A 26,058-nucleotide genomic window follows, 5' to 3' on the forward strand; every position below is an offset into this window, starting at 1 on the left:
GACTCCGGCTCTATGCCGGAGCTTCAGCTGCGGACCCGGAAAGGGCGGAACAGGACGTCGTTACGTACGGCTCGCTGCCAGACGTGCGGGCCCTGCGGCCCGGACCGGCCTTCGCGACGTGGCGAGCCACCTCCGCCGCGATGGGAGCCGTCAACGCCTGCGACAGGACCCTGCTCCCGTCGGGCAGCCGCACCGCTACCCGGTGCGGCCGGACCGCCGGCCCCACATACCCGACCACGTCCGCGTCGACCGTGTCCGAGTGCCTCACCTTCCGCCAGACGTGCCCGGCCCGGTACGGGGAAGAAGCCCGCTTGCACACGACGCCCTCGATCCCCTGGTCCCGGAGCGTGTCGTACCAAAGCTGCGCGACATCGGGATCGTCGGTAGCCGGGACGGCCTGGATCGGAGGCGGTACATCGTGAAGCAGATCAAGAAGCAGGGCGCGGCGTTCGGTGTAGGGATGCCCGCGGACGTCCTGGCCGTCATAGGCGAGGACATCGAACACGGCATAGGAGGCAGGGAGGAGCGCAGCGAGCTCCCGCGCACGGGCCGGACCTGAGTTCGCACGGGACTGCGCGGCCGCGAAGTCGATGCGGTTCTCGTTGTAGATCACCGCCTCGCCGTCGAGGACCGTGCCGGGGTGCAGCGAGTCCATGCCGGCCACGGCCAGATCCATCCACGCTGAGGTGACCGTCCGACCGGACCGGGCCTGCAGCCGGACGGTTTCGGCGTCTCGCCATAGGACGGTGCGGTGGCCGTCATTCTCCAGACTTCGCTATGTCTCATGAGACAGTGTCTGCCCCTGTCCAGTAGCGGGGGAACGTGGCTGCCTACGCCTGGGTAGCGGCCGACGCTGTTTCTGTCGCGGGGGCATCACGCAGGCCGAGCCGTAGGTGTTCGACGTGGTAGAGGGCCTGTTCCAGAAGCTCGGCGACGTGGTTGTCGTAGAGGGCGTAGACGATGGAGCGGCCCCGGCGCTCTCCGGTGACGAGCCCGAGATTGCGCAGCAGGCGGAGCTGGTGGGAACAGGCGGAGGCTTCCATGCCCACGGCATCGGCGAGGTCTCCGACTGCGCAGGGGCCTTCCTGGAGGCGGGCCAGGATGTACAGCCGCGAAGGGGTGGCCAGGGCCTGGAGGGTGGCGGCGACATCGGTGGCCCCCGCCGTATCCAGGCGCTCGCGGGGGGTGGCGTGGTGCTTGTCGTCGGCTCCGTGACCCATGGCTCCCATCCTACCCATCACACCTGAAGACCTGTTCAGATGTTCCTGTACGGTGGATGTGTCGCCACGCTTCCGCCCTGAAGGGTTGTTTTGTCATGCCTTCTGACCTGCTCCAGCGGCCCGAACGGGCAGCTCCGGCTGCGCCGGGTACAGCGCCACGGCGGCGTACCCGGGTGTTCGCCCTGGCGGAGGCGCGCTGGGCCGCCGCGGCGCTGGTGCTGTTCCTGATCGCGCTGCCGCTCCAGCTGACCGGCGCACCCGCCTGGGCGTGGAGCCCTCTCTATGCCGCCGCCTACGTCACCGGCGGGTGGGAGCCGGCCTGGGCGGGGCTGACGGCGCTGCGGGAGAAGACCCTGGATGTGGACCTGCTGATGATCGTGGCCGCGATCGGCGCGGCCTCGATCGGGCAGGTGATGGACGGCGCCTTGCTGATCGTCATCTTCGCCACCTCCGGCGCTCTGGAAGCCCTGGCCACCGCCCGCACTCAGGACGCGGTGCGGGGACTGCTCGACCTCGCACCGACCACCGCCACCCGCCTGGCCGACGACGGGAGCGAGTCGACGGTTGCGACTGGGGACCTGGTGGTCGGGGACACCATCCTGATCCGCCCCGGAGAACGGGTCGGCGCGGACGGCCGCGTCCTGGACGGGGCCAGCGACGTGGACCAGGCAACCATCACCGGTGAGCCGCTGCCGGTCGCGAAGGAGGCCGGTGACGAGGTCTTCGCCGGCACTCTCAACGGCACCGGTGTCCTGCGGGTCAAGGTCGAGCGCGACGCCTCGGACTCGGTGATCGCCCGGATCGTGGCCATGGTCGAGGAGGCTTCCGAGACCAAGGCGCCCACTCAGCTGTTCATCGAGAAGGTCGAGCAGCGCTACAGCCTCGGCATGGCCTTCGCGACCCTGGCCGTCTTCCTGATCCCCCTCGCGTTCGGTGCGGACCTCACCGGCTCGCTGCTGCGGGCGATGACCTTCATGATCGTGGCCTCGCCGTGCGCGGTGGTCCTGGCGACGATGCCGCCGCTGCTCTCGGCCATCGCCAACGCCGGACGCCACGGCGTCCTGGTGAAGTCCGCGGTCGTCATGGAGCGTCTCGGGCAGGTCGACGCGGTCGCACTCGACAAGACGGGCACCCTCACCGAGGGCACCCCTCGCGTCACCGACATCCACCCTCTGGACGGCTCCGGGCTGGACGAAAACGCCCTGCTGGCGCTGGCGGCCGCCGCCGAGCACCCCAGCGAACACCCCCTGGCCCGCGCCGTTGTCGACGCCGCCCGCACGCGCGGCCTGACCATCGCAGGCATGCGGGACTTCACCTCCACGCCCGGTATCGGCGTCGCCGCCACAGTCGCCGGGCACGCGGTCGCGGTCGGGGCCCCTGCCCGCCTCCTCGACGGCAACGACGACACCGACGCGGCCCGCGCCGTCGAGGCGGCGGCGGAGCTGGAGGACGGCGGCCGCACCGCCGTCCTGGTCCTGCGCGACAGCCTCCCGGTCGGGCGTGCTGGGCATCGCCGACCGGCTGCGCCCCGACGCCGCCGCGACCGTCGCCGCCCTGACCACCCTGACCGGCAGCACCCCGATGCTGGTCACAGGCGACAACCTGCGCGCCGCCGCCCGCCTGGCCGCCGAGGTCGGCATCACCGACGACGACGTCCACGCCGGCCTGCTGCCCCAGGACAAGGTCGAAGCCGTACGCCGCCTGGAGGCCCGCGGGCGGAAGGTGCTGGTCATCGGCGACGGTGTCAACGACGCCCCCGCCCTGGCCGCCGCCCACACCGGCATCGCCATGGGCCGCGCCGGCTCCGACCTCGCCCTGGAGACCGCCGACGCGGTCATCGTCCGCGACGAACTCGCCACCGTCCCCACGATCGTGAGCCTGTCGCGGGCGGCCCGCCGCCTGGTGGTGCAGAACCTGGTCATCGCCGCAGTGTTCATCTCCGGCCTGGGCATCTGGGACCTGGTGGGCCACCTGCCGCTGCCCCTCGGTGTTCTCGGCCACGAGGGATCGACCGTCATCGTCGGCCTCAACGGACTCCGGCTCCTGCGCGACACCGCCTGGAACCGCGCCGCAAAGGACACGCGGTGAGCCGCCACAGCAAGAAGGCCACCCCCGAACCGGGGGTAGCCCGGCCCACGGTCACCGTCTGCCGCGGCTGCTGCTGCGGCACCCCGGCCAAGGTCCCGTACCTGGACCACGAAGCCCAGCTCACCGACCTGCGCGCCCAGCTGGCCGGAGTCGCGATGGTCCGGCGCACTGACTGCCTCGACGCGTGCGAGCGCGCCAACGTCGTCGTCATCCAGCCCTCCGCCGAAGGCCGCAAAGCAGGCGGACGCCCGGTCTGGCTCGGGCAAGTCAACGACCCCGACGCCGCCGCCGACATCGCTGCCTGGGTCAAGAACGGCGGCCCCGGCCTCGCCGAAGCGCCTGGCATCCTCGACCTCTATACGTTCAGCCCGTCCCGACGCGTCCGCCACGAACTCGAAGACTGACGAGCTGTCTTGCGACATACCAGAGCCGAAAGGAACAGGTGCCTCTGTGGGACAACTTGAAGTGTCTGGAGAACCGTCCATCTTGGCCTCGTACCACCAGCCCTTGCCCATCGGCAGGACCATGACCGACTGGGCCAAGGCGAGCTGCACGGGGAAACTCCACGCCACCAGCCTCGGCACCCGGACGCCGCCGCGCGCGGTCGGCTGCGCCATCCACCGCGAGACTGCCCCCACCGGCCACTCGCCCCCGGAAGCCTCCGCAGGCCGGGCCGTGTCCCGCTGGCCTGCACCGTTTCGGACGTAAGGGTTCCGTGAGGAGCAGGGTGCGCCTCTTGCCCGTGCCGTATGCTGCGGCCGCCAACCCGGCGGCCCTGCGCCACGGGCGGAAGGGAGCTGCGTGCAACCGCACGTCACCCAGGCACTCCACCAGCACTCCGTCCCGCTGCGTAGCAGCGAGGAGCGTCACTCGACGCTTTACGGCCGCGACGGCACGCCGAGCGATCCGCTCGTCTGCGCCGCCTGGTCGAGCATGTGCTGGACGTTGGCGGCTGTAAACGGCGAGTTGAAGGGCGAGGCTGTAGACATGGTCGCGAGGCCAACAGCTCAGCTCTCCGAGGGGATGCGCGCGGCGAGCTCCCGGGCGAACCACTCGGCTTCCTCACTCAGCTCGTCCAGGCCCTCCGCAGCGATCAGTTGAAGAAGACGTAGCAGGTCATGGGCCTCGTCGAGGGTGAGCACTTCCAGACGGCGCACTGTGGCGTCCTGCGCCGGGACCAGGCTGGTGGCATCCGAGTTCATGTCCTGGATAACGACCACCAGAGCTCAAGAGCATCCGGAAGAGCTACCAGAGCACCCGCACGACCCTACCCATATCCGTGCGACTGCCGGGCTGGCTTTGTCCACGAGAACGGACGGCAGATGTTCGCCACGTCGGGAGGCACTGCCGCCGTCCTCTGTCGAGTTCACAGCGTGAGTGAGGCGGCAGTGCGGCTGGTCACGTCGAGCAGTGCCCGGCCGGGGGTCCCGCGGTCTAGATGTCGCCGACGGCGAACCGGTCGATCGTCGTGGTGTAGCTGGTGAGGCCCCTTCCCGCGCCGCTCGCATGACGGCAGCTGTGGTGCTGGCCTCTGGTGCCCTGCTAAGCAGTGCATCCGCCGCCGCCCAGCCTTTCCCGAATCCAGCATCTGGCTCACCACAGACTGTGACGGCTACCGACGATCGAGGCGATGGTTGCGGTTTCTTGGACCCGCGCTGCCCTCAATTCTCCAGCTGGCTTCAGCACCTGATCGACTCGGCAGTTCGCCCGTAATGTCCTCGTGCCGTGCGAGGGGACAGCCGGCGCAGTGGGAGGCCGAGGCGCTCGACCCGACCGAGCTGCAGGGCCTGGTCCGCGCCACTGTCGCCCCGTATGTCGCAGCTGAGGGCATTTCGCCGATGAGTGGCCCTCCAACCATCCGCCGAGGCCCGGGCGTGATGCGGGCAGCCACTCGTCTGGTCAGCGACCGACAGCATTGCGCAACCCCGCCAGAAGCCTCATGAGAGGCAAGTAACTTGAGGACACCGGCCCTTAAAGTCACAGCGCTCCATCGCCGGTGGGACATGTGACCTCCAGCGATACTTGGCCAGCCCAGCCGACGGAACCGGCAGCTCATGGACCCCGTGCTCAACAGCGACCGAGTACAGCCACTCAAATACGGTGGTCGGCACGCGAGATCAGGCAGCGCTCTCGGTCGGCCGCCATGGCGCTGTCCTGGCCGACGAGGTCGGCGATCGCGGGCTGCCCAGAGAAGACTGAGACACCACCCCCTTTGCCCAGACTTTCGCGAGACGCGGGCCCTGTTGCCCAGAGAACTCCGCGACTGGCCAAGTGCACGCTCAATTCCGCGGAGGCAGCGCCAAGGCCTGAACAAGCGCTTCGACGACGCGCTCTGAGTGATCTGGCAGATGCTCGGTGACCCAACCGGCCGCCAGGTCAAGGAAGTCGGCAAGATCCTTTTCTACGCCTGCCAGCAAGCGCCGTAGCTCGATTGAGGGAACCTCGATCCACTGACGGCTGTCAGCGTCGAAGTCGGCGGTAAGGCGGACGATAGAGCCGTGGAGTTCGGCGGCCGGCGAGGGATCGTGGCCAAACCACGCCGCCGAAGCACCCCCGTCGAGAACTCCCACCAGTCGCCTCGGTCCTCCAGGCCGCTACAACACCCCGGCACCACTGAGGTGCCAGTATCGGAGTCGACCACCTGCAGCCCGCCCGCCGCAAACAGTGGGTCCATGGTCAGCAGCCCATGGAGGAAGCCCTCGAGTGGGTCGTCAGGGCGCGGTGGACGGTCGTCTGTGGGGTCAACATCATTGCACTCGGCCAGAGCCATCACCGCCGTACCAACCTCATCCGGCGTCAGATGTCCATCGAGCGCCAGGAACGTGCAGGACTCGGCATCTGAGACCGGCCAGAGGTCAAAGCCCACGTGGTTGGGGATTTCGAGGACGGGTCGGACCGTGATCACCCCGCGATGATGTCGCAGGCTCTTCGTAGGCGCACGAGTATTTCTGTCCTGCTTGGAGTCGCGGATCGGCCCCAGCCACGCCGCTCATGGGCTTCAGGTGGCACGTGCGTCGTTGTACGTTGCGCCACGGTGTGGGAAATGTAGGCACTCCGGTGTCGGCGGAGCAGGCAAGGTCGCAGCGCTCGACCGCTACCCCGGTGGGCACCTCCAGCACTCACCCGGACCAACCAGAACACCCACGGGCCACCTACGGCGCTCAGTTACAGCTGTGTGCCGAAGCACGAAAGTTGGCACCATCGGCGGCCACTGACCTGCACCCCTGGCCCGGCGATGCACGGTAGTTGTCAGTAGATCGGCAAGCTCCTTGTCACCAGCAGCGCGGAGAGCATCGTAGTTGTCACCGCGGCTCTGGTGGCCTGCCGGCCAGCTGAGCTGCACGGAGCTATGGCTGAACGCGCCAGTTGGCTACTTTGCGCATCATGGTTGGCCGGAGGGCAGCGATCTATCCGCGTTTCGTCACGCAGCGGACAGACTCCATGCCCCGGCCGAGCGCACCTGGTAGTAGCCGCGGCCCGGCCACTGGAATGTGAGCTCGCCGGACCTGCCCTGGGTCACGGTCACCCGGTAGGCGAGCCGCTCGTCCAGAGCCTCCACCTGGATCAGGCTCGGTCCCTCGTACCGCAGAACACCCGGCCCCGGGTCCCCCCGGTAGTGCACGACATCGGACCCGGTGCCGTTGATCTCGTCGTGGAAGCGGGGGGCTTCTCGCATCGGTGCCACAGTCGCCGTCCACGCCTCCCGGCCGCCGGAGGCAAATACCCGGAAGGCGACTGCCTTCTCCGCCTCCGGCAGCGGAATCCGGGCGATGACGGGGGTGCCGTCGCCTGACAGCCGGTAAAGCCGTGAGGAGCGCCCCTTCCTGCCCTCGAAGCGCAGGTTGACCGGTGCCCGCTCGTTCGTCGAGAAGACCATGAGGGCCGGCCGGTACGACGGCATAGCCAGTTGATGCGTCTGTTCGCCGCTGCTTCCCGTCCCGCTGACTTGCAGCTGGGGGGCGCTCACCAGCGTGGTCGTCGGGAACTTGGCCGTACGCGGCTGTGCGTCAGGGAGCCTGCTGCCCGGTTCCGGCCGCGGAGTGATCGGGCCTGGGCTTTCCGCCAAGCGCACCGCGTCCGCTGCGCACACGGCGATGTTGCGGGCGCTACCCCCGGGAGGCGCCCACCTGACCTGTCGGACGGCCCGCCCGTGCCGGGCGTCGAAAAAGCAGAGCGGCATGCGCTCCGGCAACGGCTCGCCGGCGAGCAGGGCATCCAGACAGGCCAGCGCGTGTCTGCCCTCGTTCAGGGCGCGCAGGACGTCGAGTGCGTCCGTCCAAGTCTGGTCGCCACCAAAGTCCCGCTTTGCCTGCTCGTACGCATCGAGGGCACGCGCCAGCTCGGTGTGCATCGCCTCTGTGGCACCGAGCTGGCCGGGGCTGAAGGAATGAATGTTCAGGGCCTCACCGAACGCGGTGATCTCGGCGTCGATCTCGGCGAGCGCCGACTCGTCGCGTGCGCGCCACGGCCATAGGTGGCGGAGCCCCCCGCCCACTCCTCTACGCATGGCCGCCATCATTCCGTACGACCCGGCAGGGCACCGCCATAGGACAGTAGCGGCTCCGCTCAGCCCGGAACCTCAGAAGCCTGATGAGGACCCGTTCCATAGCAAGCGGATCTATGTGCGGTCGCGGTTGCAGCGAAAGACCTTGCCCGAGCTTGTGGACATCGCGCGGCGCGTGATCAGCGAGTACGGCGACGAAGACCTGCAGGGCCTGGTCGGCACGCTAGGTGCTCGCGGCGTCGACGGGGAAATGAAGAATCTCATCTTCGCCGCCGATGGCCCCAAGCCGCAGATCGTGCTGCCGGACTCCATCAGCAACACCATCCGCATCGTGAAGAACGAGCAGTACTGCCTGGTGTACGACCAGCCGCTGGAAGACCGCGGGTTGAGCTGGTCAGATCTGGTGGCGTGGTGGGTTCGCCAGCACCCCGAGCACGCGGATGATCCGACGGGCGCGCGTGTCTCAATGCGGGAGCGGCTGCGTCGCTCGCTGGGCGACAACGGTGCCGAGCTCCTGGTGTTCGACACCTACACCGAGCTCGGCTTCGACCTCCCGGCGCTCATCCCCCAGGTCTAACTCCACTACGACCCGTACAGTCTGGCCGAACTGGGAGGTGTCAGTCGTCTTGCCCGCCAGCGGATGGACTTCCTGCTACTGCTGAATCAACGCGCCCGGGCGGTCATCGAGGTCGACGGCATTCAGCACTACGCTCGGCAGGCCGACACGCTGACGATGCAGCAGCCTGGCGTCGCCTGGCTGGCTGATCCTGCGCGCTACGCCCCGATGGTGGCGGAGGACCGTCAGCTCACCTTGCAGGGCTACGAGGTCTACCGCATCGATCGTCACGAGCTACACAACCACGCAGCCGCGAAAGCGATGCTCACCGACTTCTTCCAACGCCTTCTGAGCCGCCACGGTCACAACGGCTCGGACTGACCATCGAACCTCCGTCCAGCATTTCAGTCGCCACCGACAACGCGGGCTTGCCCAGGGCCTACCTGGGCTTGCCCGTGTGGTCGGTCGCCACGGCCTGCCAAGGTCAGGTGCGGAAGCGGGAGAGCCAGCCGCTGGCCTTCTGCGCTGCCTGCTCGGCTTCCTGCTCCCGGCGCAGGCGCCCCTGCTCCTGCCGGTCGCGTTCGTCGGCTTCGGCCTGCTGCTCGACAGCGACGGCCCGGCCCTGGCAGTCCTCGCACAGGTGCGGGTGCGACTCGGGGTTTTGCCAGTTCCGGAAGTCGACCGCCTTCAACCGGTCGTCGGTGAACTTCCGCCCGCAGTCAGCGCACACCGGCCGCTGTGCCTCCCGCTCCGCAGCTTCCCGCTCCGCGCGGCGCTGTTGCTCATCCCGGGCAGCTTGGCGGCTACGGGCGATGGCGGCCTCCCGGCGGGGGTTGCCGATCGCGTCCAGCAGCGGCTGTCGCTCCTCGCGGCCGAAGCGCCAGAAAGCGGGCCCGGCCGGTCCGTGCTCGCGCAGCAGCTCCAGCGTGGTCGCCACGACCGGGATGCAGCCATCGTAGGAGTGGAAGCCGCCCCCGCTATGCCACCGGCCCTGCCAGTGATGGACGGTGAGGTCGGCGACCTTCACCATCTGACTCTTCGCGGAGCGCTTGCCGACCTGGTAGAAGACGAGCAGGACCGGCGGGTGCACACGCTCGTATCCCTCCCAGACGGGTGCGGACCAGCGGGTGCGCCACATCGGTTTCTCGATGCCGTCGGTGTCCTTCTCCTTCCGCCGGAAGAACCGCGCGTACTTGTCGAACTTCGCCGCGATGAGGACGGCTTCCTCGGTGCAGTTGTCGACCTCGATGAACAGCAGCGGCACATCGTCGTCCGGGGCGATCACGACGACGTCGGCGCGGGCGCTGCCGATCGCGGGGTTCTTCCAGGTGCCCTTCACCGGGAGCGCGACCTCGGTGGCGTAGGAGCTGATGGCGCCGATCCCCTTGAGTGCGTCGACGGCGGCCTGCGCGGCGGCGACCGCTTCGGCCGGCTCCCCCGAACGCCGGCCCCCGGCCATGGAGGGATCCGGCCCCCCGAACCCGATGATCTCCTCCACCACCGACAACCAACTCAAGTACAAGGAGAGAGAAGAGGGTTGTGACAAGCCGCTACGGCCCCCGGAAACCAGTGGTGACCAGGGGCAACACAGGATGCGCGGACGTCGGGCACGGAAGTGCCTTCGGCAGGGGGAACGGAAGCGCCAGCGGCAGGAACTCACCGGGGCTTGCCCACCGCTGCACGCAGTACGCGGGCGGCACGGGCCGGGCGGGGCCGCCACGGTGTGCAGGGCTCCATCGTGCGCGACGGGCTCGTCGGCCGGACACGGCGGCGGGGGTCGGTGCGGGCGCAGGTGTGGCACGGGGTCCTCGTTCCTCCCGGCCGGGCCGGGACGGGGCGGCTGTTCGTCCGTCCCGCGCGCACCTGACGCGTGCGGGACGGGCGCCACCCTGCGGGATCACCCCTTGACCGCGGTCTGCTCATCCCGACCCGCGGTGTCCCCTTTTTGCCCCTTGACCACCCCATGACCGCAGGGATCGACCGTGGCCTGGCTCTGTTCGCGAGTTTCGGCAGCAGGTGTTCACCAGTTTTGGTTCTGGCTCAACTTCCGTGAAAACCATGCCGACCGGGCTCGCGCCAGCCTCTGGACGAGCCGCTGACCTGCCGGTTCGCCGGGGACGCCAGCCTCGGACACCGAGGATCGGTTCGACTTCACGGAAGTTGTGCCAGAACCCCAGTTTTGACAGCACCCCTGGGGCCCGCGGAATCGAACGGGTCCGGCTCGCATCAGTCGGGGGTCCGGAGGGGATGCCATTCGGCCAGCAGGATGGTGGCGTCGTCGGTCAGGTGTCCGCTGTGGTCGAGGATGTCGCGGCTGAGACGGCGCAGGGCCTCGGGCGCGGGCTCGCCGGCGGCGGTGGCCCGCACGACGGTGTCGACCAGGCGGTCTTCGCCGAAGAACCCGCCGGCCGGTGAGCGGGCCTCGGTGACGCCATCGGTGTGAATGAGGATCCGGTCTCCGGGCTCGAGCTGGAAGCGCTCGACCGGAGGGGCAGAGTCCGGCTGGCCGAGGCCGACGCCGAGGCCGAGGCCGAGGGGGAGGTTGGGGTGCCGGGCCAGGGCGCCGGCCACGACGCGCTGGCGGCGGATCAGCAGCGGGGGCGGGTGGCCGCAGTTGACCCAGGCAAGTTCCCCGGTCACGGGGTCGAGGTCGGCGAAGACGGCGGTCAGGAGCCGGTCCGGAACCCAGCAGCGCAGGGCCTGGTCGACGACGGGGGCAATGTCGGCGAGGGTGCCGTCGGTGCGGCGGGTGGAGCGGCAGCCGGCTAGGGCGAGTGCCGCGCACAGGCCCGAGGCGGTGTCGTGGCCCATGGCGTCGACCACGGCCAGGTGCAGTTTCCGCTCGCCGAGCGCGTGGTCGAACGCGTCACCGCCGATCTCGTAGGCGGGTTCCAGCACGGCGCTGGACGTGACCGCCGTGGTGCCCAAAGTGCGGGGCGGCATGAACGCCCAGGCGAGTTCGGCCTGCAGCGTCATCGGGCGGGTGCGCACCGTGGTGAGCAGGGTGTCGCTGTACAAGGTCTTGGAGACCACCAGCAGGGCGGTCAGGGACGCCAGTGCCTTGGCGCGCTCCAGGGTGTTGGGGTCCAGGTGGGGTGCGGTGAGGCGGAGCACGCCCATGCGCTCGATGCCGTCGACCAGAGGTAGCCACAGCACCAGGTGGGGTGTGTCCGTGGCCAGGCGCTGGGAGCGGGTGCGGTAGCACCAGCCGGCCAGGGTGCCGTCCACGGCCAGCGCGGCGTCCGCGCCGCCGTCCGACGGAGCCAGGGGGATGAGGTGGGTCTGCTGGACGTCGGCGAGGTAGACCGTCGCGCCGGCCAGGCCCAGGTCGCGCGCGCCATGTTCGATGAGCGCGGCGAGCTCGCCCGGTGCGGTGTCGTGCGACCGCTCCAGCAGGCGGGCCAGCACCGGGCCGAGCACGGAGTCGTCCACACCCTCCACCGTCCTCTGCCGCCTTCCGGCCTGCCACCGCGTGCCTGCCCTGGGGCCCCGCTGAGCGTTCACCGGGCCGGTGGCACTGTCTGCCAGCGGGCCGCGGCGCGCTTCTGCCAGCAGGTCGGCCGCTCCAACCACCCCCCACCGCCGCCCGGCAGATGACCGAGCCGAATCGAACGCCACCCAGGACGGCTGCTGTCGAGACTGGTGAACATCTGCTGCCGAAACTCGCGAACAAAGTCAAGAGGACGATGCAGGCGGCAGCGAACGTGGATCAGGAACGACGCAAGGCATGTCCCAGCTGTCGGCGCACATCCCACAGAGAACACCGTTGCGCCCCGCACAACACGCGGCGCTCATCGATCCCCGCCCGCGGGTTCGATTTGCAGCTATCGGACACGCGTCACGGTCACCACGGCATGACGGGTTGTACCTGCCAGCACCTCAACCACCAGACCATGCGACGTCGTCACGTACGACTCGCCGCCAGACGTGCGGGCCCTGCGGCCCGGACCGGCCCTTGCGACGTGGCGCGCCACTTCCGCCGCGATGGGAGCCGTCAATGCCTGTGACAAGACTCTGCTTCCGTCGGGCAGCCGCACCGCTACCCGGTGCGGCCGGACCTCCGGCCCCACGTACCCGACCACGTCCGCATCGAACGTGTCCGAGTGGCACTGGTGGAGTGTCGGTATTCGAGGGTTGCAGTATTCGCCCGCAGGGGCGAGCACTCCCACACCCGGCCCGGTCACGTCAGCGGTGACAAGGCGTACAGCTCTCGCCGCAGCGGGCGCTGTTTGCGCGAAGACGCCGGATCAAGAAGAAGACCGGCCTCTTGCGGTGAACCCGGGCCTACGGGCCCTGCCGGCAGCGGCAATCCCGCGCGGATGAAGGCTCACCGGCGCTACGAGGTTCACGGCGCCGGTAGGGCACCGATCTGCTGCATCACCCCGAGGAGGTCGGGCTGGCCTCGTTCGCCGACGATCCGGCCGTCGGCCAGGTAGTAGAAGTTCATGGCCTGCACCGAGATCTTGTTGCCGCTCGCCGGGATCCCGAAGAATTCACCGTCGTGGGTTCCCCGCATGGTGAACCGCGCGGCCACGGTGTCGTCTTCGGTGACCGTCTCCTTCCAGTTCCAGCGTCCACTGAACGTCGGGGAAGGCGCTGCGTATCATCCCGAGGACTTCCATGTACCCATCGGGCCCCCGCAGTGGTTCCGGGTGGCTTGGTGCGTGGAACACCGCGTCCGGAGAAATGACCTCGCGGGCGAGATCCTCGTTGCCCGTGTTGATGAACTCGACGAAGCGGTTCATCACTGACTCGGTGGACTGCGATGGCATCTTGCTGTGCCTCTCCAGAGACGTTTGGGCGGGTACCTGCGAGCGTAACATCGAATCGATGTTCACATCGATTCGATGTTCGCGTGCGAAGATGGACTCATGCTGGAACTCGCGATACTCGGCTTCCTCGCCGAGGGACCCCTGCCCGGACACGAGCTGCGCCGCCGCGTCTCACAGCTGACCGGCTATACGCGGCCGGTCAGTGACGGCAGCCTGTATCCGGCGATCAATCGTCTGACCAAGGCGGGCTTGATCGAGCGGCGCGCCGACCCGGCCGCGGGGGCGGCCCGGTACGGGCTCAGCCTGACCGCGGCCGGACGCGCCGAAATGCTTCAGCGTCTACGCAAGCCCGCCGACCACGAGATCACCGACTTCACCCGGTTCTACATCGTCCTGGCATTCCTCTCCCAGCTGCCCGACGTGGCCGAACGGCACGAGGTGCTGCGCAGACGGCTGGAGTTCCTGGAAGAACCGGCGAGCTTCTTCTACGACAACGAGCGGCCCCTGCGTGCCGAGGAGATCGCCGACCCCTACCGTCGCGGCATGCTGCTCACCGCCCGAGCCACCAGCCGCGCGGAGCGGACCTGGCTGCGCGAGACCCTCGGGGACGAAGCCCCCGTATTCGACACCGGATGCGCCGACAGCGACCCGCACGCACCCGCCGCTCCCGCGAGCTGACTGTCCACGGAGGTACCCCCATGCTTGCTTCCTGGTACGACGACCAGGGCCCCGCCGCCGATGTCCTGCACGTCGGTGAACTACCTGATCCTGTCCCCGGCCCCGGCGAGGTCCGCGTCCGTGTCACCGTCTCGGGCGTCAACCCCGGCGACACCAAGAAGCGGCGCGGCTGGCTCGGCTCGTCCATCCCCTATCCACGGGTGATCCCGCACAGCGACGCCGCCGGAGTCATCGACACCGTGGGCGCCCAAGTCGACGCCCGCCGCGTCGGACAGCGGGTCTGGGTATACGGCGCCCAGTCCTACCGGCCCTTCGGCACCGCTGCTCAGTACACCGTCGTACCCGACCACCAAGCCGTACCTCTGCCAGATCATATGAGTGACGAGCTGGGGGCGAGCCTCGGCATCCCCGGCATCACCGCCCACCGCACCGTCTTCGCCGACGGCCCGGTCGACGGCCGACTGGTCCTGGTCCACGGAGTCCTTGGCGGCGTCGGCTCCCTGGCCGCCCAGCTCGCCCACTGGGCCGGCGCGACCGTGATCGCGACCGTCCGCCGCACCGCGGACCTCGACCGCGTCGACCCGGCCGTCGTCTCCCACGCCGTCGCCCTGGATTCCGGCGACCCCGCCGCGGCCATCCGCGCCCACGCGCCACGGGGCGTCGACCGGATCATCGAGGTCGCGCTGTCCGACAACGCCGACCTCGACAACACCGTCGCAGCCAACAACGCCGTCATCGCCGCCTACGCCACCCGCACGGACCGCACCGAGATCCCCTTCTGGCCGCTGCTGTTCAACAACGTCACCCTGCGACTGCTCGGCAGCGACGACTTCCCCGCCGAAGCCAAGCGCCAGGCCGCCCGCGACCTCACCTCCGCAGCCGCCGTCGGCGCCCTCACCGTCACCGTCGGCGACCGTCACCCGCTGGACGACATCGCCAAGGCCCACGACCACGTCGACGCCGGCGGTGGCCACGGCCGCATCCTGCTCACCATCCCCCAATAGCGCAAACTCGGAACACTGCCCTACTCAACTGCCCAGCCCTGCGGGGCGGCCCGTCGCGCTGCCAAGCAATCGGACCAAGACCCGCCGGCGAGGGTCGCCCAGCGTTCGACGGGAGCAAGCCGCCGAGTTCGGCCCCACGAGTTGACTGCGAACCCACGGGTCCATCCCCCAGAATCAGGGCACCGCACCCTCGAGTTCGTGCTGAAGAGCCTTCAGTTTCCGCGAACTCAGAAGGTCGAGTTGTACGCGGCGATACGCCATGACGCTCGGGTCGAAGGCATGTCCAGCAGGGCTTTGTCGGCCAAGTATGGGGTGGGCCGCTTTGTGGCTCTGCCCGTGATCCGTCGGATGGAACTCAGGGGTGCATGACGATCTTTCCCACGTGCTCCCTGCGGGAGAGCTCTTCCTGCGCCTGAGCGGCCTGGTCCAGTGGGAAGGTCGCGGCGATGACGGGCTGGACCTCTGCCCGACGAGCCAGGTCCATGAGGAGCTCTGGTCACCAAGGACCACCGCGACAAGGCGGCCGACTACCTCGGACTGGGCGTCAAGGAGGGAGCCCGGCTGGTTGCCGACGGCCGCCAGACCTCGTTCGCGGGGCACGACGAGCCGGTTCGGACCATCCCCACAGGCGCGGGAACGACGCAGCCTTGGCGCGCTCCTCGGGCTGCTCCAGCGGACCATCCCCGCGGGCACAGGGGCGACTCGATCTCTGCGGTTTCGTCATCGCGGCTCTGCGGACCATCCCCGCAGACGCAGGGACGACCTCGACGGCTGGAAACTCTACGTGCTCAACCGCGGACCATCCCCGCGGGCGTGGGGGCGACGTGAGAGGCACGCCCTTCTGGATCGTGAGCGACGGACCATCCCCGCGGGCGCGGGGACGACTCCCGAAACCGCAACTGCCGCAGCACGTAGCACGGACCATCCCCGCAGGCGCGGGGGCGACATGCCCAAGAAGGACCGCGACATGCTCGACTACGGACCCTCCCCGCGGGCGCGGGGGCGACAAGTCGGCGGCGAACACGGCCTGTACAAGCTGCGGACCATCCCCGCGGGCGCGGGGGCGACTAGCGCGGCTGCGGGGGTTCCGATTGCCCCAGCGGACCATCCCCGCGGGCGCGGGGGCGACATCACCGGTCTCGGCGTGTCCTTCGGCCGGATCGGACCATCCCCGCAGGCGCGGGGGCGACGTCTCGGTCTGCTGTTCCAGCTTCTCGTTCTGAGGACCATCCCCGCCGGCGTGGGGACGACCGCTGCCAGTGTGCGACCTCGGCCCGGCACTCCGGACCATCCCCGCAGGCGCGGGGGCGACCCCGAGGGCGTCACCTGGAATCTGGCGCAGGGCGGACCATCCCCGCGGGCGCGGGAGCGACTTGGGCAGCAGGGCGTTATCGATTGCGACGCACGGACCATCCCCGCAGGCGCGGGGGCGACTGCGCGTGGATGAGGAGGGTTTGTGGCTGCCCGTGAAGACGTCGGCCCGGCCTGATCCGCTCCCTCAACTCGCCCGTACGGGTCGGTCGGGCGGTCGGGCGGTCGGGCGGTCGGTCAGACAGTTCGTCGGCCGGCTGCCGGTCAGTCGGCGGGCAGGCCGAACCAGCGGAGGAGTACGGGTCGTGCGTCGTCGGGGGCGTCCTCGGGCCCGCGGGCATAGCGCGCGAGCAGGGCCAGATAGTCGTCATGGAACGCGTCCAGCTCACCCTTTGTGAGGTGGATGAGGCTGCGTGAACCCCGCATCCAGCCTTCGGACTCCGCCTGTCCGGCGGTGAACTGCCGGGCGAGCTCGACGTCCTCCTCCATCCTCATCCGGTCCAGCTCGGCCGACATGGCGCGCTCGGCCTCCGTCAGCTCACCCTGCGGCGGTCTGCGGATGTCGAGGCCGCGCACCCCGCGCCACCAGCGCTCACGCCCGGTGGAGCGCTCGGGGATGTCTTCGATGAGGCCGCTGCGCTCCAGCATGCGCAGGTGGTAGCTGAGCGTCCCTGTGTTCTCGCCGAGGGCGGCGGCCAGTGTGGTTGAGGTGGCCGGGCCCGCCGCGCCGAGGTGGCGCAGGATGCGCAGGCGCAGGGGGTGCGAGAGGGCCTTGAGTACCTCGGGGCTGTCGACTGTGCGCCGCCCTGCGGCGTCTGCTCTCCGCTCTTTCGTCATGGCGGCAGTCTATCCAGATAGCAGCTGTTTCTCTGCAGACCTTCCTCTGCAGAGAAACCTCTGCAATGCTGGGACGTATGACGCCGAACCGAGTGACCTTGAATCGCCCAGTCCGCCGCTTCACAAGTGCTGCTGCGGGGGCCCTACTTGCCGGACTCGCCCTGGGCGCCGCACCCGCGTATGGAGCTGAACGGGCCGCGGATCTGCCCGAGTTCGACTTCTCCGTCTGCCCGACCGTCGATGAGCTGCCCGCGGGTGCGGACCCCGGGACCTGGCGCTGCGAGGTCATGCACGCCACGGGGTATCTGCGCATGGGCGCCGTCGACGAGCCGCTCACCGAACCTATGAAGATCACCTTTGCGGAAGGCCGTGTGGACGGTGAATTCCGCCAGGTCTTCGGGGAGATGACCGCTGCGCCAATCCAGGTGGGAGGCACCCCGTTGACCCTGACTCCGCAGTACGGCAACTACTCGGACTTCCTGTCCGACGACACCCGGCGCGGCGAGTTCGACATCAAGTTCGCCATAGGCTCGGCGCACGGGCTGCCGGCCCTGCCGTGGTCGGGCTGCTCGGTGGGCAGCGATGAGAACGCGGTCCACCTGGTGCTCAAGGACACCGATCCCACCAGGGTGATATCCAAGGACCCTCTGGTCGTCGCCTTCGGTGCCCAGGACACGGAGTTCGCCGCCCCGGGCACTAGTGGCTGCGACCCCCTGAGCCGCGCGCTCGACCGGGCCCTGGGCCTGCCGTCCGCGGCGGGGGCGAACGCCTTCGACATGGATGTCACGGTGGCCATCCGGCCCTACATGTAGACCGGTTTCGGTTGAGTAATTGTCAACACCTGTGAGTCAGTTGAGGTGGTTCAGGCCGCGTGAGCATCGGAGCGTCCTACGAGGTGGCCGCGCTCGAAGCGGGCGCCCGCTCGGACGAGGGCGACGAGATGGGGTGCGCTCACGGCTCGCCAGCGGGCTTGGGCGGACTCGACGAGCTTGAAGACCATCGCGAGGGCAGCCGAGCGGACCATCTCCGCAGGCGCGACGGCAACTACCTGGAGTGGAACGAACAGCAGGCCCAGAACGGACCATCCCCGCAGACGCGGGGTGACAGCTTCCAGCCGTCGAGCGGGCCGAGCATCTGCGGACCATCGCCGCGGGTGCGGGGGCGACTTGTCGATCGAGTCGATGTTGGCCTTGGCGTCCGGATCATCCCCGCAGGGGCGGGGGCGAACACCGAGCCCATGCACATGGACCGGCCCGTGTGCGGACCATCCCCGCAAACGCGAGGACGACTGACACTCGGCCGAGGCCACTCGCTGAGCACGCGGACCATCCCCGCAGACGCGGGGGCGGCCGGGGGAGAACTGCCCGTCCCTGTTGTCGATCGGACCATCCCCGCAGGCACGGGGCCCACCCGAACGTCGAAGTCGACGACATCGCGTACGAGGGACCATACCCGCCGGCACGGGGCCGGCGGTGTGGGGCAGGATAAGCCGCGTTGTAGCGCTCTTCCCTGAGAGCGCATAGAAGCCGAGCTCTTCCGGCATGGACGAGCTCGGGTGATGTGAAGGACAGACGTATGGCCAGCGGCACCGTGAAGTGGTTCAACAGCGAAAAGGGCTTCGGCTTCATCGAGCAGGACGGCGGAGGCCCCGACGTCTTCGCCCACTACTCCAACATCAGCGGCAACGGCTACCGCGAACTCGGAGAAGGCGAAAAGGTCACCTTCGACATCACCCAGGGCCAAAAGGGCCCCCAGGCGGAAAACATCGCCCGCAGCTGACCACACGCACGGTCATGAAGATGTGAGGGTGTGGGGGTGCTCGCCGGCAACGGCAGACACCCCCACGCACGAATCACGAGCCGCACGAGTGCAGACACCACCCCGCAGGCGCAAGGACGACGAACCCTCGACCCGGGTGTAGTGGGCGTAGTTCGGACCATCCCCGCAGGTGCGGAGACGACTTCGGGCTCACCGACCCGGACAGCCCGTTCAAGGAACCATCCCCGCGGGCGCGGGGGCGACTTGATGGTGATGTTCGGCTCGCCGGCCTCGCGTGGACCATCCCCGCAGGTGCGGGGGGCGACAACCGCTTGGTGCAGTCGTACGGCACGTCGTTGGGACCATCCCCGCAGGCGCGGAGGCGACTACAACGTCCTGGGACCTGAAACGGGACTCGCCCGGACCATCCCCGCGGGCACGGGGACGACTCGACGATCAGGTCGCCACGGCGCCATGCGGCGGCGGGTTCGTTCAGTAGCCGAGCGGCGCATGGCGGTGCGGCTGTCGCAGGAGCGGCTGCGTATGGTCGGCGACGACGAGGCGCCCGCCGAGACGGACATCGTCGCTTCGCTGCCATCCCTGAGGTGCTGGCAGCCGCAGGAGGCCCCGGAGCCGATCAGGGTGCTTGGGAAGGCCCGGACCTGCGGGTCGTCGAGGACGCGCAAGAGGTGCCGGGCGGGGATGATGACGAGGACGAGGAGTGCGAGGCCGCCTTCCCCGGCGACGATACTGCTCCCGTCGATGAGGACGACTTCTACTCGGACGCCATGGACAGCCGGTGAGTACGGCTGTCGACGAGGATGGCTTCGAGGGGGACGGCCGGCAGTACTCTCCCACCCGTCTGGACGGCTGGCTGGAGTTCGTCAACGGGCCCGAGCGGGTCCAGCGGGAGAGGCTCTCCGGCAGGGACCTGTCAGCCCTCTGTCCTCGGGATCTGCTGCGGTACAACGACCGGCGGGCAGTCTGGCATGCCAACATCGGTCCGATCAAGACCCCTCAACTGCTGCAGCTGCATGACGAGCTCGCTGAGATCGTCGACTCCAACCGGCAGGACGGGGACAAGGCGAAGCCGGCTGCCCTGGTGGACGCCTATCCCGGCCTGGGCAAGAGCACGGCGGTGCGGGAGTACGCCCGTGATTTCCACCGTACGCAGATCGCCATGCGCGGGGAGACCACGCCGGACGGACACCGCCGCGTCCCGTTGATCTACATCGCCTGCTCCCCAGCCGGCCGGTCGGCGCGAACGGAACAAGCAGCGCAAGCTCGACCGCATCACCGCCGCGGCCCGCGAACTGTTCGCTGAACGCGGCGTCGACGAGTCACCACCCGGCAGATCGCCGACAAGGCCGACATCGGCACCGGCACGTTGTTCCTGTACGCCAAGACCAAGGGCGAGCTCCTGCTGCTCGTCCAGAACTCCCTGTATACCGAAACCCTGGAGCAAGGCCGGGCGGGCGCCGAGAATGCCCCCGACGCACTGGGTGCGATGATGGCGATCGTCCGACCGGTCGTCGCATGCAACCGGGCCCATGTCGACAACGGGCGCGTCTACCTGCGCGAGATGGTCTTCGGTGACCCCACCGAGCCCCGCCACCACCAGGCCCTGGTCATCACCGCGCGTACCGAGGAGGCCGTCGCCGCCGCCCTGGGCCGCGCCGGGCGGCTCGGCGAGAGCGATGCTGCGACGCTGGCGGGCGTCGTGTCCGCCGTGCTGTTCCTCGCGATGGCGGCGAGCGTGAACGCGGCCGCGAGCGTCGAGGAGATCCTGCATGACATCCGGGACCAGCCGGCGGTCGTGCTGCCGCGACTGACGCCGGCGACGCCCCGGCCGGCAGCGCTACGGCCGCCCGGGGGCAATCGCGGCCCCTCGCCGGGGTGCCCGCGATGTTCGACGGTGGGTGCGACCGGTCGCGCACACGCCGCGCGGTGTCCGGGGCTCCGGCCCCGGTCAGCGGGCTTCCGTCAGGGCCGCGTGCGCAGCGGTGAGGATCTCCTCGGAGAGCTGGGAGCCCTTGGTGGCCCGGGACAGGACCAGCGCGCCGAACAAGGTGCACAGCCGGGCGATACCGTCCCCGCCCTCGCCCCCTTCCTCGTCCCCGGCGGAGGCGAGGAACTCGGCGAAGTCGACCACGCCTGCCGTGTAGACGCGGCGGGCCTCGCGATCCTCGCCCCCGCGTGCGACGTCGACGGCGAGGGCGGCGACCGGGCAGCCGTCCGCCGCGTCGTCACGGTGTTCGACGGAGAGGTAGGCGTCGATCAGGGCCCGCTGAGCGGCATCCCGCTGCCCGTCGTACCGCTCAAGCCCAGCCGCATGGCGCCGGGCGAGCTCGGCGAAGGCGTGGGCGGTCGCCTCGTCGACGAGCGCCTCCTTGGAGGCGAACTGCTTATAGAAGGCGCCGTGGGTCAGACCGGCCGCCTTCATCAGGTCAGCGACGCTCACGTGAGTGCCCTGCTCCCGGAACAACCGGGAGGCGGTGTCCACCACCCGCCTGCGGTTCTCCTCCGCCTGCGCCTGCGATACGCAGCCCATGACCACCTCCCATTTGGATGTCGACTGGCATCTATCGTAACTCGGTGTTTAGATTGATTTCGTAATCTAATTCGTGTGGGTGGCCCGACGGCACCCGCCAGGACCTGGAGCAGACATGGAACTCAAGAACGCGGTCGCGGTAGTCACCGGCGCCAACCGGGGCCTCGGACGGCACTTGGCCGCCCAGCTCGTCGAGCACGGCGCGAAGGTCTATGCGGCGGCCCGCCGCCCCGAGACGGTCGACCTGCCGGGTGTCACCCCGCTGCGCCTCGACGTGACGGACCAGGAGTCGATACGGGAGGCTGCCCACGTGGCGTCCGACGCGACACTGCTGATCAACAACGCGGGCATCTCCACCGGCTCGACGCTGATCGGAGGCGACCTGGACGAGGTACGTCGCGAGATGGAGACCAACTTCTTCGGCCCGCTCGCCGCCACCCGGGCCTTCGCCCCCGTCATCGAGAGCAACGGTGGCGGCTCCGTACTCAACGTCCTGTCCGCCCTGTCCTGGTTCCACCCGGCTGGCCTCGGCTCCTACGCGGCCTCCAAGGCCGCCGCTTGGGCGCTGAGCGACGCGACCCGTGAGGAGCTGGCACCGCGCGGGATCACCGTCTCGGCGCTGCACGTCGGTTACATGGACACCGACATGGCCGCCGGCGTGCCTGCCGATCAGAAGGTCGCCGCCGCCGACGTCGCGGCCCAGGCCCTTTACGGCATCGAGACCGGCCTGCCCGAGATCCTCGCCGACGAGACCAGCCGGTACGTCAAGCAGAGCCTGTCCGCGGCACCCCAGCCGAACGCGGGCTGACGCTCACCCTCCACTCCGGCGCGACCGCCTTCCACCTCACGCAAGGACATCTCATGCGTTACGAACTTCGGCACCGGCTGGGGCGCAGGCGCCGAGCCGGACGAGGCACGCCGGATCTTCGACCGGTTCGCCGAGGCCGGCGGCACCTTCCTCGACAGCGCAGACGGCTACCAGTTCGGCGAGTCGGAGGAGCTGACCGGAAAGCTGATCTCCGCCGACCGCGAGCACTTCGTCCTGGCCACGAAGTTCGCCCTCGGCGCCGCCCCGCAGCCGGACATCTCCAAGACCGGCAACAGCCGTAAGAACATGGTCGCCTCGGTGGAGGCCAGCCTGAAGCGCCTGGGCACCGACTACATCGACGTGCTGTGAGTGCACTTTCCCGACGAGCTCACGCCGATGGAGGAGCTCCTGCGCGGGCTCGACGACCTGGTGAGCTCCGGCAAGATCCACCATGCGGCGCTGTCCAACTTCCCCGCCTGGCGCGTCTCGCGCGCGGCAACCCTCGCGGACCTCAAGAACTGGGCGCCGATCGTGGGCATCCAGCACGAGTACAGCCTCGTCGAGCGCACCGCCGACCGCGAGCTCCTGCCCATGGCCGAGAGCCTCGGCCTCGGCGCAGCTCTGTGGTCCCCGCTCGGCGGCGGGCTGCTCACCGGCAAGTACCGCAGCTCCGCCGCGGGGCGCCTGAGCGACCTGGGCATGGTCATCCACACGGAGAGCACCGACCAGAAGACCGCCGTCGTCGACACCGTCCTGGCGATCTCCGAGGAGACCGGCGTGACGCCCGCCCAGGTGGCGGTGGCCTGGGTGCGCGAGCGCGCCGCCCGCTCCGTGGCCACGCTCGTCCCGATCATCGGCCCGCGCAGCCTCGCCCAGCTCGACAGCTACCTCGGCGCCCTCGACGTCCAGCTGACCGACGAGCAGTACACCCGCCTGACCGAGGTCAGCGCGGTGCCACTCGGCGCGCCCCACGAGGGGATCGCCGCCTCCCTGGACCGCCTCCAGGGAGGCGCCGCCGACCAGATCACTGCCCCGGTCGTGCCGGTGGCCTGACAGGCGAACGCGGCTGAGGACACATGACGCCCGCGCCTCAGCCAGAAAACGACACAAACCATCTCGTACTGGGGAAGCCCGGGACGAACGGAGATCCCGCTCTCAAAGACGGGGCACGGAATGGAGACGACGATGAAGGCTTTCACGATCGAGAAGTACGGCGACCAAGCCGGGATACGCGCCGCCGAGGTACCCGACCCCCAGGTGGGCGCCGACGACGTCCTGGTCAAGATCCACGCGGCCGGCATCAACCCGCTGGACCTCAGGATCCGCAACGGGGACTTCAAGGCGTTCATGCCCTACCGTCTCCCGCTTGTCCTGGGCAACGACCTCGCCGGAGAGGTCCTCCAGGTCGGGTCCTCCGTCACCCGGTTCGCGGTGGGCGACGAGGTCTATGCCCGGCCCGACAAGGACCGCATCGGCACGTTCGCCGAACTCCTCGCCGTCCACCAGGACGACCTGGCCCCCAAACCCGCCACCCTCACCATGACCGAGGCCGCCTCCCTCCCCCTGGTCGCCCTGACCGCATGGCAGGCACTGGTCGAGCGGGCCCAGGTACAACCGGGTCAGAAGGTCCTCATCCACGCGGGCGCCGGCGGCCTCGGCTCCATCGCCGTCCAGCTGGCCAAGGCGCTTGGCGCGCACGTGGCCACCACCGCGAGCACTGCCAACATCGACCTGGTCAAGGAACTCGGCGCGGACGTCGCCGTCGACTACCGCACACACGACTTCACCGAACTCCTCGACGGCTACGACGTCGTCCTGGACTCCCTCGGCGGCGACAACCTGGCCAGGTCCTTGCGTGTACTCAAGCCCGGCGGTCAGGCCATCAGCGTCGCGGGCCCGCCCGACCCGGCCTTCGCCCGCGAACTCGGCGCGAACCCGATCCTCCGCCTGGCCATGACCGCGCTCAGCTCCAAGACCCGGCGCCAGGCGAAGCGCCTCGGCGTGACGTACTCCTTCCTGTTCATGAAGGCCAGTGGCGACCAGCTGCGCGCACTCACACCGCTCATCGACGCCGGGAAGATCCGCCCCCTCGTCGACCGCGTCCTCCCGTTCGACGAAACCCTTCAGGCCATGGAGTACGTCGAGAAGGGCCGGGCGAAGGCCGGCAAGGTCGTCGTCTCCATGACGTAGGGCGGGCACCCCGGCGGCGACCGGCTTCACCCGATCACACCCGCGTCGAGCAAGGCGTGGTGCGCCCGGTCACGGGCAAGGCGCCCGGCTTCGGCAGGGCCGTCATCATCAGCCCCAGCTGACCCGCCCCCGCGGCGGGCGACCAGAAACACACCAGGAGAAACCATCATGGGCAGCACCGGCACCCCGAACGAACCCGTCATCACCTCGTACGCCCATACCCCGTCACCGCCGGCGGCGTCACCTACACCTACCGCGAGCTAGACGAGCAAGTCCTATGCGCTCAGTGATCAAATGCGATGAGGGAGCGCATGATGGGTGCTCCGGTCTTGTGGTTGTGCCAGATCGTGGCGGCCATGGCGAGGATGCGCTGGGCGACGCGGACGGCAACACCCTCGTGAGTGCGGCCGCCGTGCTGTTCCAGGCCCAACTGTCCCTTGAGCGTGTCGTTCACAGACTCGATCAGCTGGCGTACGGACTTGAGCAGTCTCTCGCCCTTGCGCTTCTTCTCCCGCTTGAACGACGGCCTCAGCAGCTCGATGCCCCGCATCGCGAGATCGTTCTCGAACTCCTTGGAGGCGAAGCCCTTGTCGGAGATCAGGAGGAGTCCGGGCCTGTCTGTGACCAGGCCGGCCTCGACGTCAAGCATGGACTGCAGTACTTCGCGCTCATCCATCTTCGGGTTTGCAAGGGCCCACAGGATCGGCATGCCAACCGGCGCGCAAACCAGGTACAGGCGTAGGCCCCAGAAGAACCGGGAGTGGGACGCACAATACCCATATCCGGCCCAGCCCACCATTTCTGAACGTTTCGCTGTCGGCCGGGACATCCCACACGGCACTGGTGTCGAGTCGACGATCCAGTGGTTGTCGAACCAGAAGTCCGTGTCCACGGCGAGCATCCGTATCGCCTTCTTCACCAGTGGCAATGCCGCCTTGAGGCGCTTGTTGTACCCGGACTGCTGCGGCAGGTACGGGAACATCGCGGCCAAGTGCGCGTACCGCAACCAGCGCGTCTCGGAATGGAAGCCGAGCAGCGCCTGCGCGACCGCGAGGGTGACCAGCTCGGCATCGGCCAGCTGCGGCGGCCTACCCATCCAACGGCTGGCTTCCAGCTCATCATCAACCTTCACGTACAGCGCGGTCAGCAGAGTATCCAGGTCATTCGTCACGCAATGATCTTGGACACCCTCTGTGTGTTCCCGAACGCACCGCCAACCTGATACCGCTGGGGCGGACTCAATGCCTGACCAGCCACAAGACCCGGTCCCACGACAGAAGGTGGTACACGACCAGCACACCGGCGAGCATCACGGCGAGCGTGCGGGATCCCGCCGAGTACAACGCCGCCGCACCGCCGAAGAACACAGCCAGCTCCAGCAGGAACCGCAGCGGACCAGGTGTCGCAATCACCGTCCCCCCGGACCGGGATGCATCGTCTGGGGTGGCGAAGACTCCCCACAGCACGGCCACGATCAGGGGAACGGCAACCACGCAGACATACCGCAGGGAACCAGGCACGACAGCCCATGCCCAGAGCCCGAAGCACACCAGAGCCACCAGCTCCAACACGAACCTCACACCGAGAGACAACGGGTGAAAGCCATACCCAGACGACATACGCGCAGTTCCCTCCGTCGTAGTCCCTCCAGGATCACAGACCGCCGCACGGGAAGTTCCAGAACCACCAGATCAGACATCGGACTTATTCGTCTAGGGCCCAAGGGCGGCGTCCCCGTCGTGTTCTTCGTGCACCTCGCCGCGACACTGGACAACTGGGAC

At 69.0% G+C, this 26,058-nt stretch carries 25 protein-coding genes and 4 pseudogenes; 13 read left to right on the forward strand and 16 right to left on the reverse strand.

What is annotated here, in order from left to right:
• Positions 1–10: 10 nt before the first annotated feature.
• Both OG698_RS01170 and OG698_RS01175 read right to left on the reverse strand, forming a co-directional pair.
• Complete coding sequence (locus OG698_RS01170; RefSeq protein ID WP_406110744.1) at positions 11–769, reverse strand: DNA ligase; 759 nt, start codon at positions 767–769, stop codon at positions 11–13.
• 61 nt (positions 770–830) lie between these two features.
• Positions 831–1,220 carry an ArsR/SmtB family transcription factor gene (locus OG698_RS01175; protein WP_406100873.1) on the reverse strand — a complete coding sequence of 130 codons (390 nt, stop codon included), beginning with the start codon at positions 1,218–1,220 and terminating at the stop codon, positions 831–833.
• Between the two features lie 95 nt (positions 1,221–1,315).
• Between OG698_RS01175 and OG698_RS01180 the strand changes: the two are divergent.
• A pseudogene (locus tag OG698_RS01180) lies at positions 1,316–3,308 on the forward strand (heavy metal translocating P-type ATPase).
• Positions 3,305–3,712, forward strand: coding sequence for a (2Fe-2S) ferredoxin domain-containing protein (locus tag OG698_RS01185; protein WP_406100874.1), 408 nt, complete (start codon positions 3,305–3,307; stop codon positions 3,710–3,712). The pseudogene OG698_RS01180 and the gene OG698_RS01185 overlap by 4 nt, the downstream one beginning before the upstream one ends.
• 603 nt (positions 3,713–4,315) lie before the next feature.
• On the opposite strand, the gene OG698_RS01190 is transcribed toward OG698_RS01185, so the two are convergent.
• On the reverse strand, positions 4,316–4,510 hold the full coding sequence (locus tag OG698_RS01190) for a DUF6417 family protein (protein ID WP_406100875.1): 195 nt from the start codon (positions 4,508–4,510) through the stop codon (positions 4,316–4,318).
• A 1,077-nt stretch (positions 4,511–5,587) separates the two neighbouring features.
• The gene (locus OG698_RS01195; protein ID WP_406100876.1) at positions 5,588–5,878 is read right to left on the reverse strand and encodes a hypothetical protein; all 291 of its coding nucleotides are present in this window, start codon (positions 5,876–5,878) and stop codon (positions 5,588–5,590) included.
• 116 nt (positions 5,879–5,994) lie between these two features.
• On the opposite strand from OG698_RS01195, the gene OG698_RS01200 reads away from it, so the two are divergent.
• Positions 5,995–6,150: a hypothetical protein gene (locus OG698_RS01200; protein ID WP_406100877.1), complete on the forward strand. Its 156-nt coding sequence runs from the start codon at positions 5,995–5,997 to the stop codon at positions 6,148–6,150.
• Between the two features lie 579 nt (positions 6,151–6,729).
• On the opposite strand, the gene OG698_RS01205 is transcribed toward OG698_RS01200, so the two are convergent.
• On the reverse strand, positions 6,730–7,815 hold the full coding sequence (locus OG698_RS01205; protein ID WP_406100878.1) for a hypothetical protein: 1,086 nt from the start codon (positions 7,813–7,815) through the stop codon (positions 6,730–6,732).
• On the opposite strand from OG698_RS01205, the gene OG698_RS01210 reads away from it, so the two are divergent.
• Together OG698_RS01210 and OG698_RS01215 are read left to right on the forward strand one after the other, a co-directional pair.
• Positions 7,814–8,389 carry a hypothetical protein gene (locus OG698_RS01210; protein WP_406100879.1) on the forward strand — a complete coding sequence of 192 codons (576 nt, stop codon included), beginning with the start codon at positions 7,814–7,816 and terminating at the stop codon, positions 8,387–8,389. The genes OG698_RS01205 and OG698_RS01210 overlap by 2 nt on opposite strands.
• A gap of 63 nt (positions 8,390–8,452) precedes the next feature.
• Positions 8,453–8,749 (forward strand): hypothetical protein, encoded by a 297-nt coding sequence (locus OG698_RS01215; protein WP_406100880.1) that lies wholly within the window; start codon positions 8,453–8,455, stop codon positions 8,747–8,749.
• Positions 8,750–8,852: 103 nt separating this feature from the next.
• Here OG698_RS01215 and OG698_RS01220 read toward each other — a convergent pair whose 3' ends face one another.
• The 4 genes from OG698_RS01220 to OG698_RS01235 form a co-directional block, all read right to left on the reverse strand.
• Positions 8,853–9,866 carry a replication-relaxation family protein gene (locus OG698_RS01220; RefSeq protein WP_406100881.1) on the reverse strand — a complete coding sequence of 338 codons (1,014 nt, stop codon included), beginning with the start codon at positions 9,864–9,866 and terminating at the stop codon, positions 8,853–8,855.
• Positions 9,867–10,594: 728 nt separating this feature from the next.
• The gene (locus OG698_RS01225) at positions 10,595–11,800 is read right to left on the reverse strand and encodes a PP2C family protein-serine/threonine phosphatase (RefSeq protein ID WP_406100882.1); all 1,206 of its coding nucleotides are present in this window, start codon (positions 11,798–11,800) and stop codon (positions 10,595–10,597) included.
• A gap of 913 nt (positions 11,801–12,713) precedes the next feature.
• Complete coding sequence (locus OG698_RS01230; protein WP_406100883.1) at positions 12,714–12,902, reverse strand: ester cyclase; 189 nt, start codon at positions 12,900–12,902, stop codon at positions 12,714–12,716.
• Positions 12,862–13,191 (reverse strand): ester cyclase, encoded by a 330-nt coding sequence (locus OG698_RS01235; protein ID WP_406110746.1) that lies wholly within the window; start codon positions 13,189–13,191, stop codon positions 12,862–12,864. Before OG698_RS01235 ends, OG698_RS01230 begins: the two co-directional genes overlap by 41 nt.
• Before the next feature lie 48 nt (positions 13,192–13,239).
• On the opposite strand from OG698_RS01235, the gene OG698_RS01240 reads away from it, so the two are divergent.
• Together OG698_RS01240 and OG698_RS01245 are read left to right on the forward strand one after the other, a co-directional pair.
• The gene (locus tag OG698_RS01240) at positions 13,240–13,818 is read left to right on the forward strand and encodes a PadR family transcriptional regulator (RefSeq protein ID WP_406100884.1); all 579 of its coding nucleotides are present in this window, start codon (positions 13,240–13,242) and stop codon (positions 13,816–13,818) included.
• A 20-nt stretch (positions 13,819–13,838) separates the two neighbouring features.
• Positions 13,839–14,822: an NADPH:quinone reductase gene (locus OG698_RS01245; RefSeq protein ID WP_406100885.1), complete on the forward strand. Its 984-nt coding sequence runs from the start codon at positions 13,839–13,841 to the stop codon at positions 14,820–14,822.
• Between the two features lie 355 nt (positions 14,823–15,177).
• Here the strand turns inward: OG698_RS01245 and OG698_RS01250 are convergent.
• Both OG698_RS01250 and OG698_RS01255 read right to left on the reverse strand, forming a co-directional pair.
• Positions 15,178–15,312, reverse strand: a pseudogene (locus OG698_RS01250) (zinc-binding dehydrogenase); the annotation flags it as partial.
• A gap of 1,085 nt (positions 15,313–16,397) precedes the next feature.
• Entirely contained in the window at positions 16,398–16,970 is a 573-nt protein-coding gene (locus OG698_RS01255) for a transcriptional regulator (protein WP_116501906.1), read from the reverse strand.
• 92 nt (positions 16,971–17,062) lie between these two features.
• On the opposite strand from OG698_RS01255, the gene OG698_RS01260 reads away from it, so the two are divergent.
• Entirely contained in the window at positions 17,063–17,782 is a 720-nt protein-coding gene (locus OG698_RS01260) for a hypothetical protein (protein ID WP_406110748.1), read from the forward strand.
• Between the two features lie 50 nt (positions 17,783–17,832).
• Here the strand turns inward: OG698_RS01260 and OG698_RS01265 are convergent.
• Positions 17,833–17,988, reverse strand: a pseudogene (locus OG698_RS01265) (IS256 family transposase); the annotation flags it as partial.
• A 557-nt stretch (positions 17,989–18,545) separates the two neighbouring features.
• On the opposite strand from OG698_RS01265, the gene OG698_RS01270 reads away from it, so the two are divergent.
• Together OG698_RS01270 and OG698_RS01275 are read left to right on the forward strand one after the other, a co-directional pair.
• Entirely contained in the window at positions 18,546–18,749 is a 204-nt protein-coding gene (locus OG698_RS01270) for a cold-shock protein (RefSeq protein WP_406100886.1), read from the forward strand.
• Positions 18,750–19,333: 584 nt separating this feature from the next.
• Positions 19,334–19,531 carry a hypothetical protein gene (locus tag OG698_RS01275; protein ID WP_406100887.1) on the forward strand — a complete coding sequence of 66 codons (198 nt, stop codon included), beginning with the start codon at positions 19,334–19,336 and terminating at the stop codon, positions 19,529–19,531.
• Positions 19,532–19,662: 131 nt separating this feature from the next.
• Here OG698_RS01275 and OG698_RS01280 read toward each other — a convergent pair whose 3' ends face one another.
• Together OG698_RS01280 and OG698_RS01285 are read right to left on the reverse strand one after the other, a co-directional pair.
• Complete coding sequence (locus OG698_RS01280; protein ID WP_406100888.1) at positions 19,663–20,520, reverse strand: hypothetical protein; 858 nt, start codon at positions 20,518–20,520, stop codon at positions 19,663–19,665.
• Positions 20,521–20,697: 177 nt separating this feature from the next.
• Positions 20,698–21,279, reverse strand: a complete 582-nt coding sequence (locus OG698_RS01285; protein WP_406100890.1) for a TetR/AcrR family transcriptional regulator — start codon at positions 21,277–21,279, stop codon at positions 20,698–20,700.
• A 115-nt stretch (positions 21,280–21,394) separates the two neighbouring features.
• Between OG698_RS01285 and OG698_RS01290 the strand changes: the two genes are divergently transcribed.
• The 3 genes and pseudogenes from OG698_RS01290 (at position 21,395) to OG698_RS01300 (ending at position 24,277) form a co-directional block, all read left to right on the forward strand.
• Positions 21,395–22,087 (forward strand): SDR family oxidoreductase, encoded by a 693-nt coding sequence (locus tag OG698_RS01290; protein WP_406100892.1) that lies wholly within the window; start codon positions 21,395–21,397, stop codon positions 22,085–22,087.
• Positions 22,088–22,135: 48 nt separating this feature from the next.
• Positions 22,136–23,140: pseudogene (locus OG698_RS01295) on the forward strand (aldo/keto reductase).
• 132 nt (positions 23,141–23,272) lie between these two features.
• Positions 23,273–24,277, forward strand: a complete 1,005-nt coding sequence (locus OG698_RS01300; RefSeq protein WP_406100894.1) for an NADP-dependent oxidoreductase — start codon at positions 23,273–23,275, stop codon at positions 24,275–24,277.
• 283 nt (positions 24,278–24,560) lie between these two features.
• Here OG698_RS01300 and OG698_RS01305 read toward each other — a convergent pair whose 3' ends face one another.
• Positions 24,561–25,448 carry an IS982 family transposase gene (locus OG698_RS01305; protein WP_406100895.1) on the reverse strand — a complete coding sequence of 296 codons (888 nt, stop codon included), beginning with the start codon at positions 25,446–25,448 and terminating at the stop codon, positions 24,561–24,563.
• 67 nt (positions 25,449–25,515) lie between these two features.
• A complete protein-coding gene (locus tag OG698_RS01310) occupies positions 25,516–25,848 on the reverse strand; it encodes a YrdB family protein (RefSeq protein ID WP_406100896.1) in 333 nt (110 codons plus the stop codon).
• Positions 25,849–26,058 lie beyond the last annotated feature (210 nt).

Source organism: Streptomyces sp. NBC_01003, from assembly GCF_045162695.1.
Lineage (GTDB): Bacteria > Actinomycetota > Actinomycetes > Streptomycetales > Streptomycetaceae > Streptomyces.

Bases quoted from the DNA above. Each gene is read 5' to 3' on its own strand.
- OG698_RS01245 (WP_406100885.1), top strand. From the start codon at position 13,839: ATGCTTGCTTCCTGGTACGACGACCAGGGCCCCGCCGCCGATGTCCTG.
- OG698_RS01210 (WP_406100879.1), top strand. From the start codon at position 7,814: ATGGCCGCCATCATTCCGTACGACCCGGCAGGGCACCGCCATAGGACA.
- OG698_RS01190 (WP_406100875.1), bottom strand. From the start codon at position 4,510: ATGAACTCGGATGCCACCAGCCTGGTCCCGGCGCAGGACGCCACAGTG.
- OG698_RS01175 (WP_406100873.1), bottom strand. From the start codon at position 1,220: ATGGGTCACGGAGCCGACGACAAGCACCACGCCACCCCCCGCGAGCGC.
- OG698_RS01270 (WP_406100886.1), top strand. From the start codon at position 18,546: ATGGCCAGCGGCACCGTGAAGTGGTTCAACAGCGAAAAGGGCTTCGGC.
- OG698_RS01200 (WP_406100877.1), top strand. From the start codon at position 5,995: ATGGAGGAAGCCCTCGAGTGGGTCGTCAGGGCGCGGTGGACGGTCGTC.
- OG698_RS01240 (WP_406100884.1), top strand. From the start codon at position 13,240: ATGCTGGAACTCGCGATACTCGGCTTCCTCGCCGAGGGACCCCTGCCC.
- OG698_RS01290 (WP_406100892.1), top strand. From the start codon at position 21,395: ATGGAACTCAAGAACGCGGTCGCGGTAGTCACCGGCGCCAACCGGGGC.
- OG698_RS01255 (WP_116501906.1), bottom strand. From the start codon at position 16,970: ATGACGAAAGAGCGGAGAGCAGACGCCGCAGGGCGGCGCACAGTCGAC.
- OG698_RS01205 (WP_406100878.1), bottom strand. From the start codon at position 7,815: ATGCGTAGAGGAGTGGGCGGGGGGCTCCGCCACCTATGGCCGTGGCGC.
- OG698_RS01235 (WP_406110746.1), bottom strand. From the start codon at position 13,191: ATGTTACGCTCGCAGGTACCCGCCCAAACGTCTCTGGAGAGGCACAGC.
- OG698_RS01215 (WP_406100880.1), top strand. From the start codon at position 8,453: ATGGACTTCCTGCTACTGCTGAATCAACGCGCCCGGGCGGTCATCGAG.
- OG698_RS01280 (WP_406100888.1), bottom strand. From the start codon at position 20,520: ATGCAGGATCTCCTCGACGCTCGCGGCCGCGTTCACGCTCGCCGCCAT.
- OG698_RS01285 (WP_406100890.1), bottom strand. From the start codon at position 21,279: ATGGGCTGCGTATCGCAGGCGCAGGCGGAGGAGAACCGCAGGCGGGTG.
- OG698_RS01300 (WP_406100894.1), top strand. From the start codon at position 23,273: ATGAAGGCTTTCACGATCGAGAAGTACGGCGACCAAGCCGGGATACGC.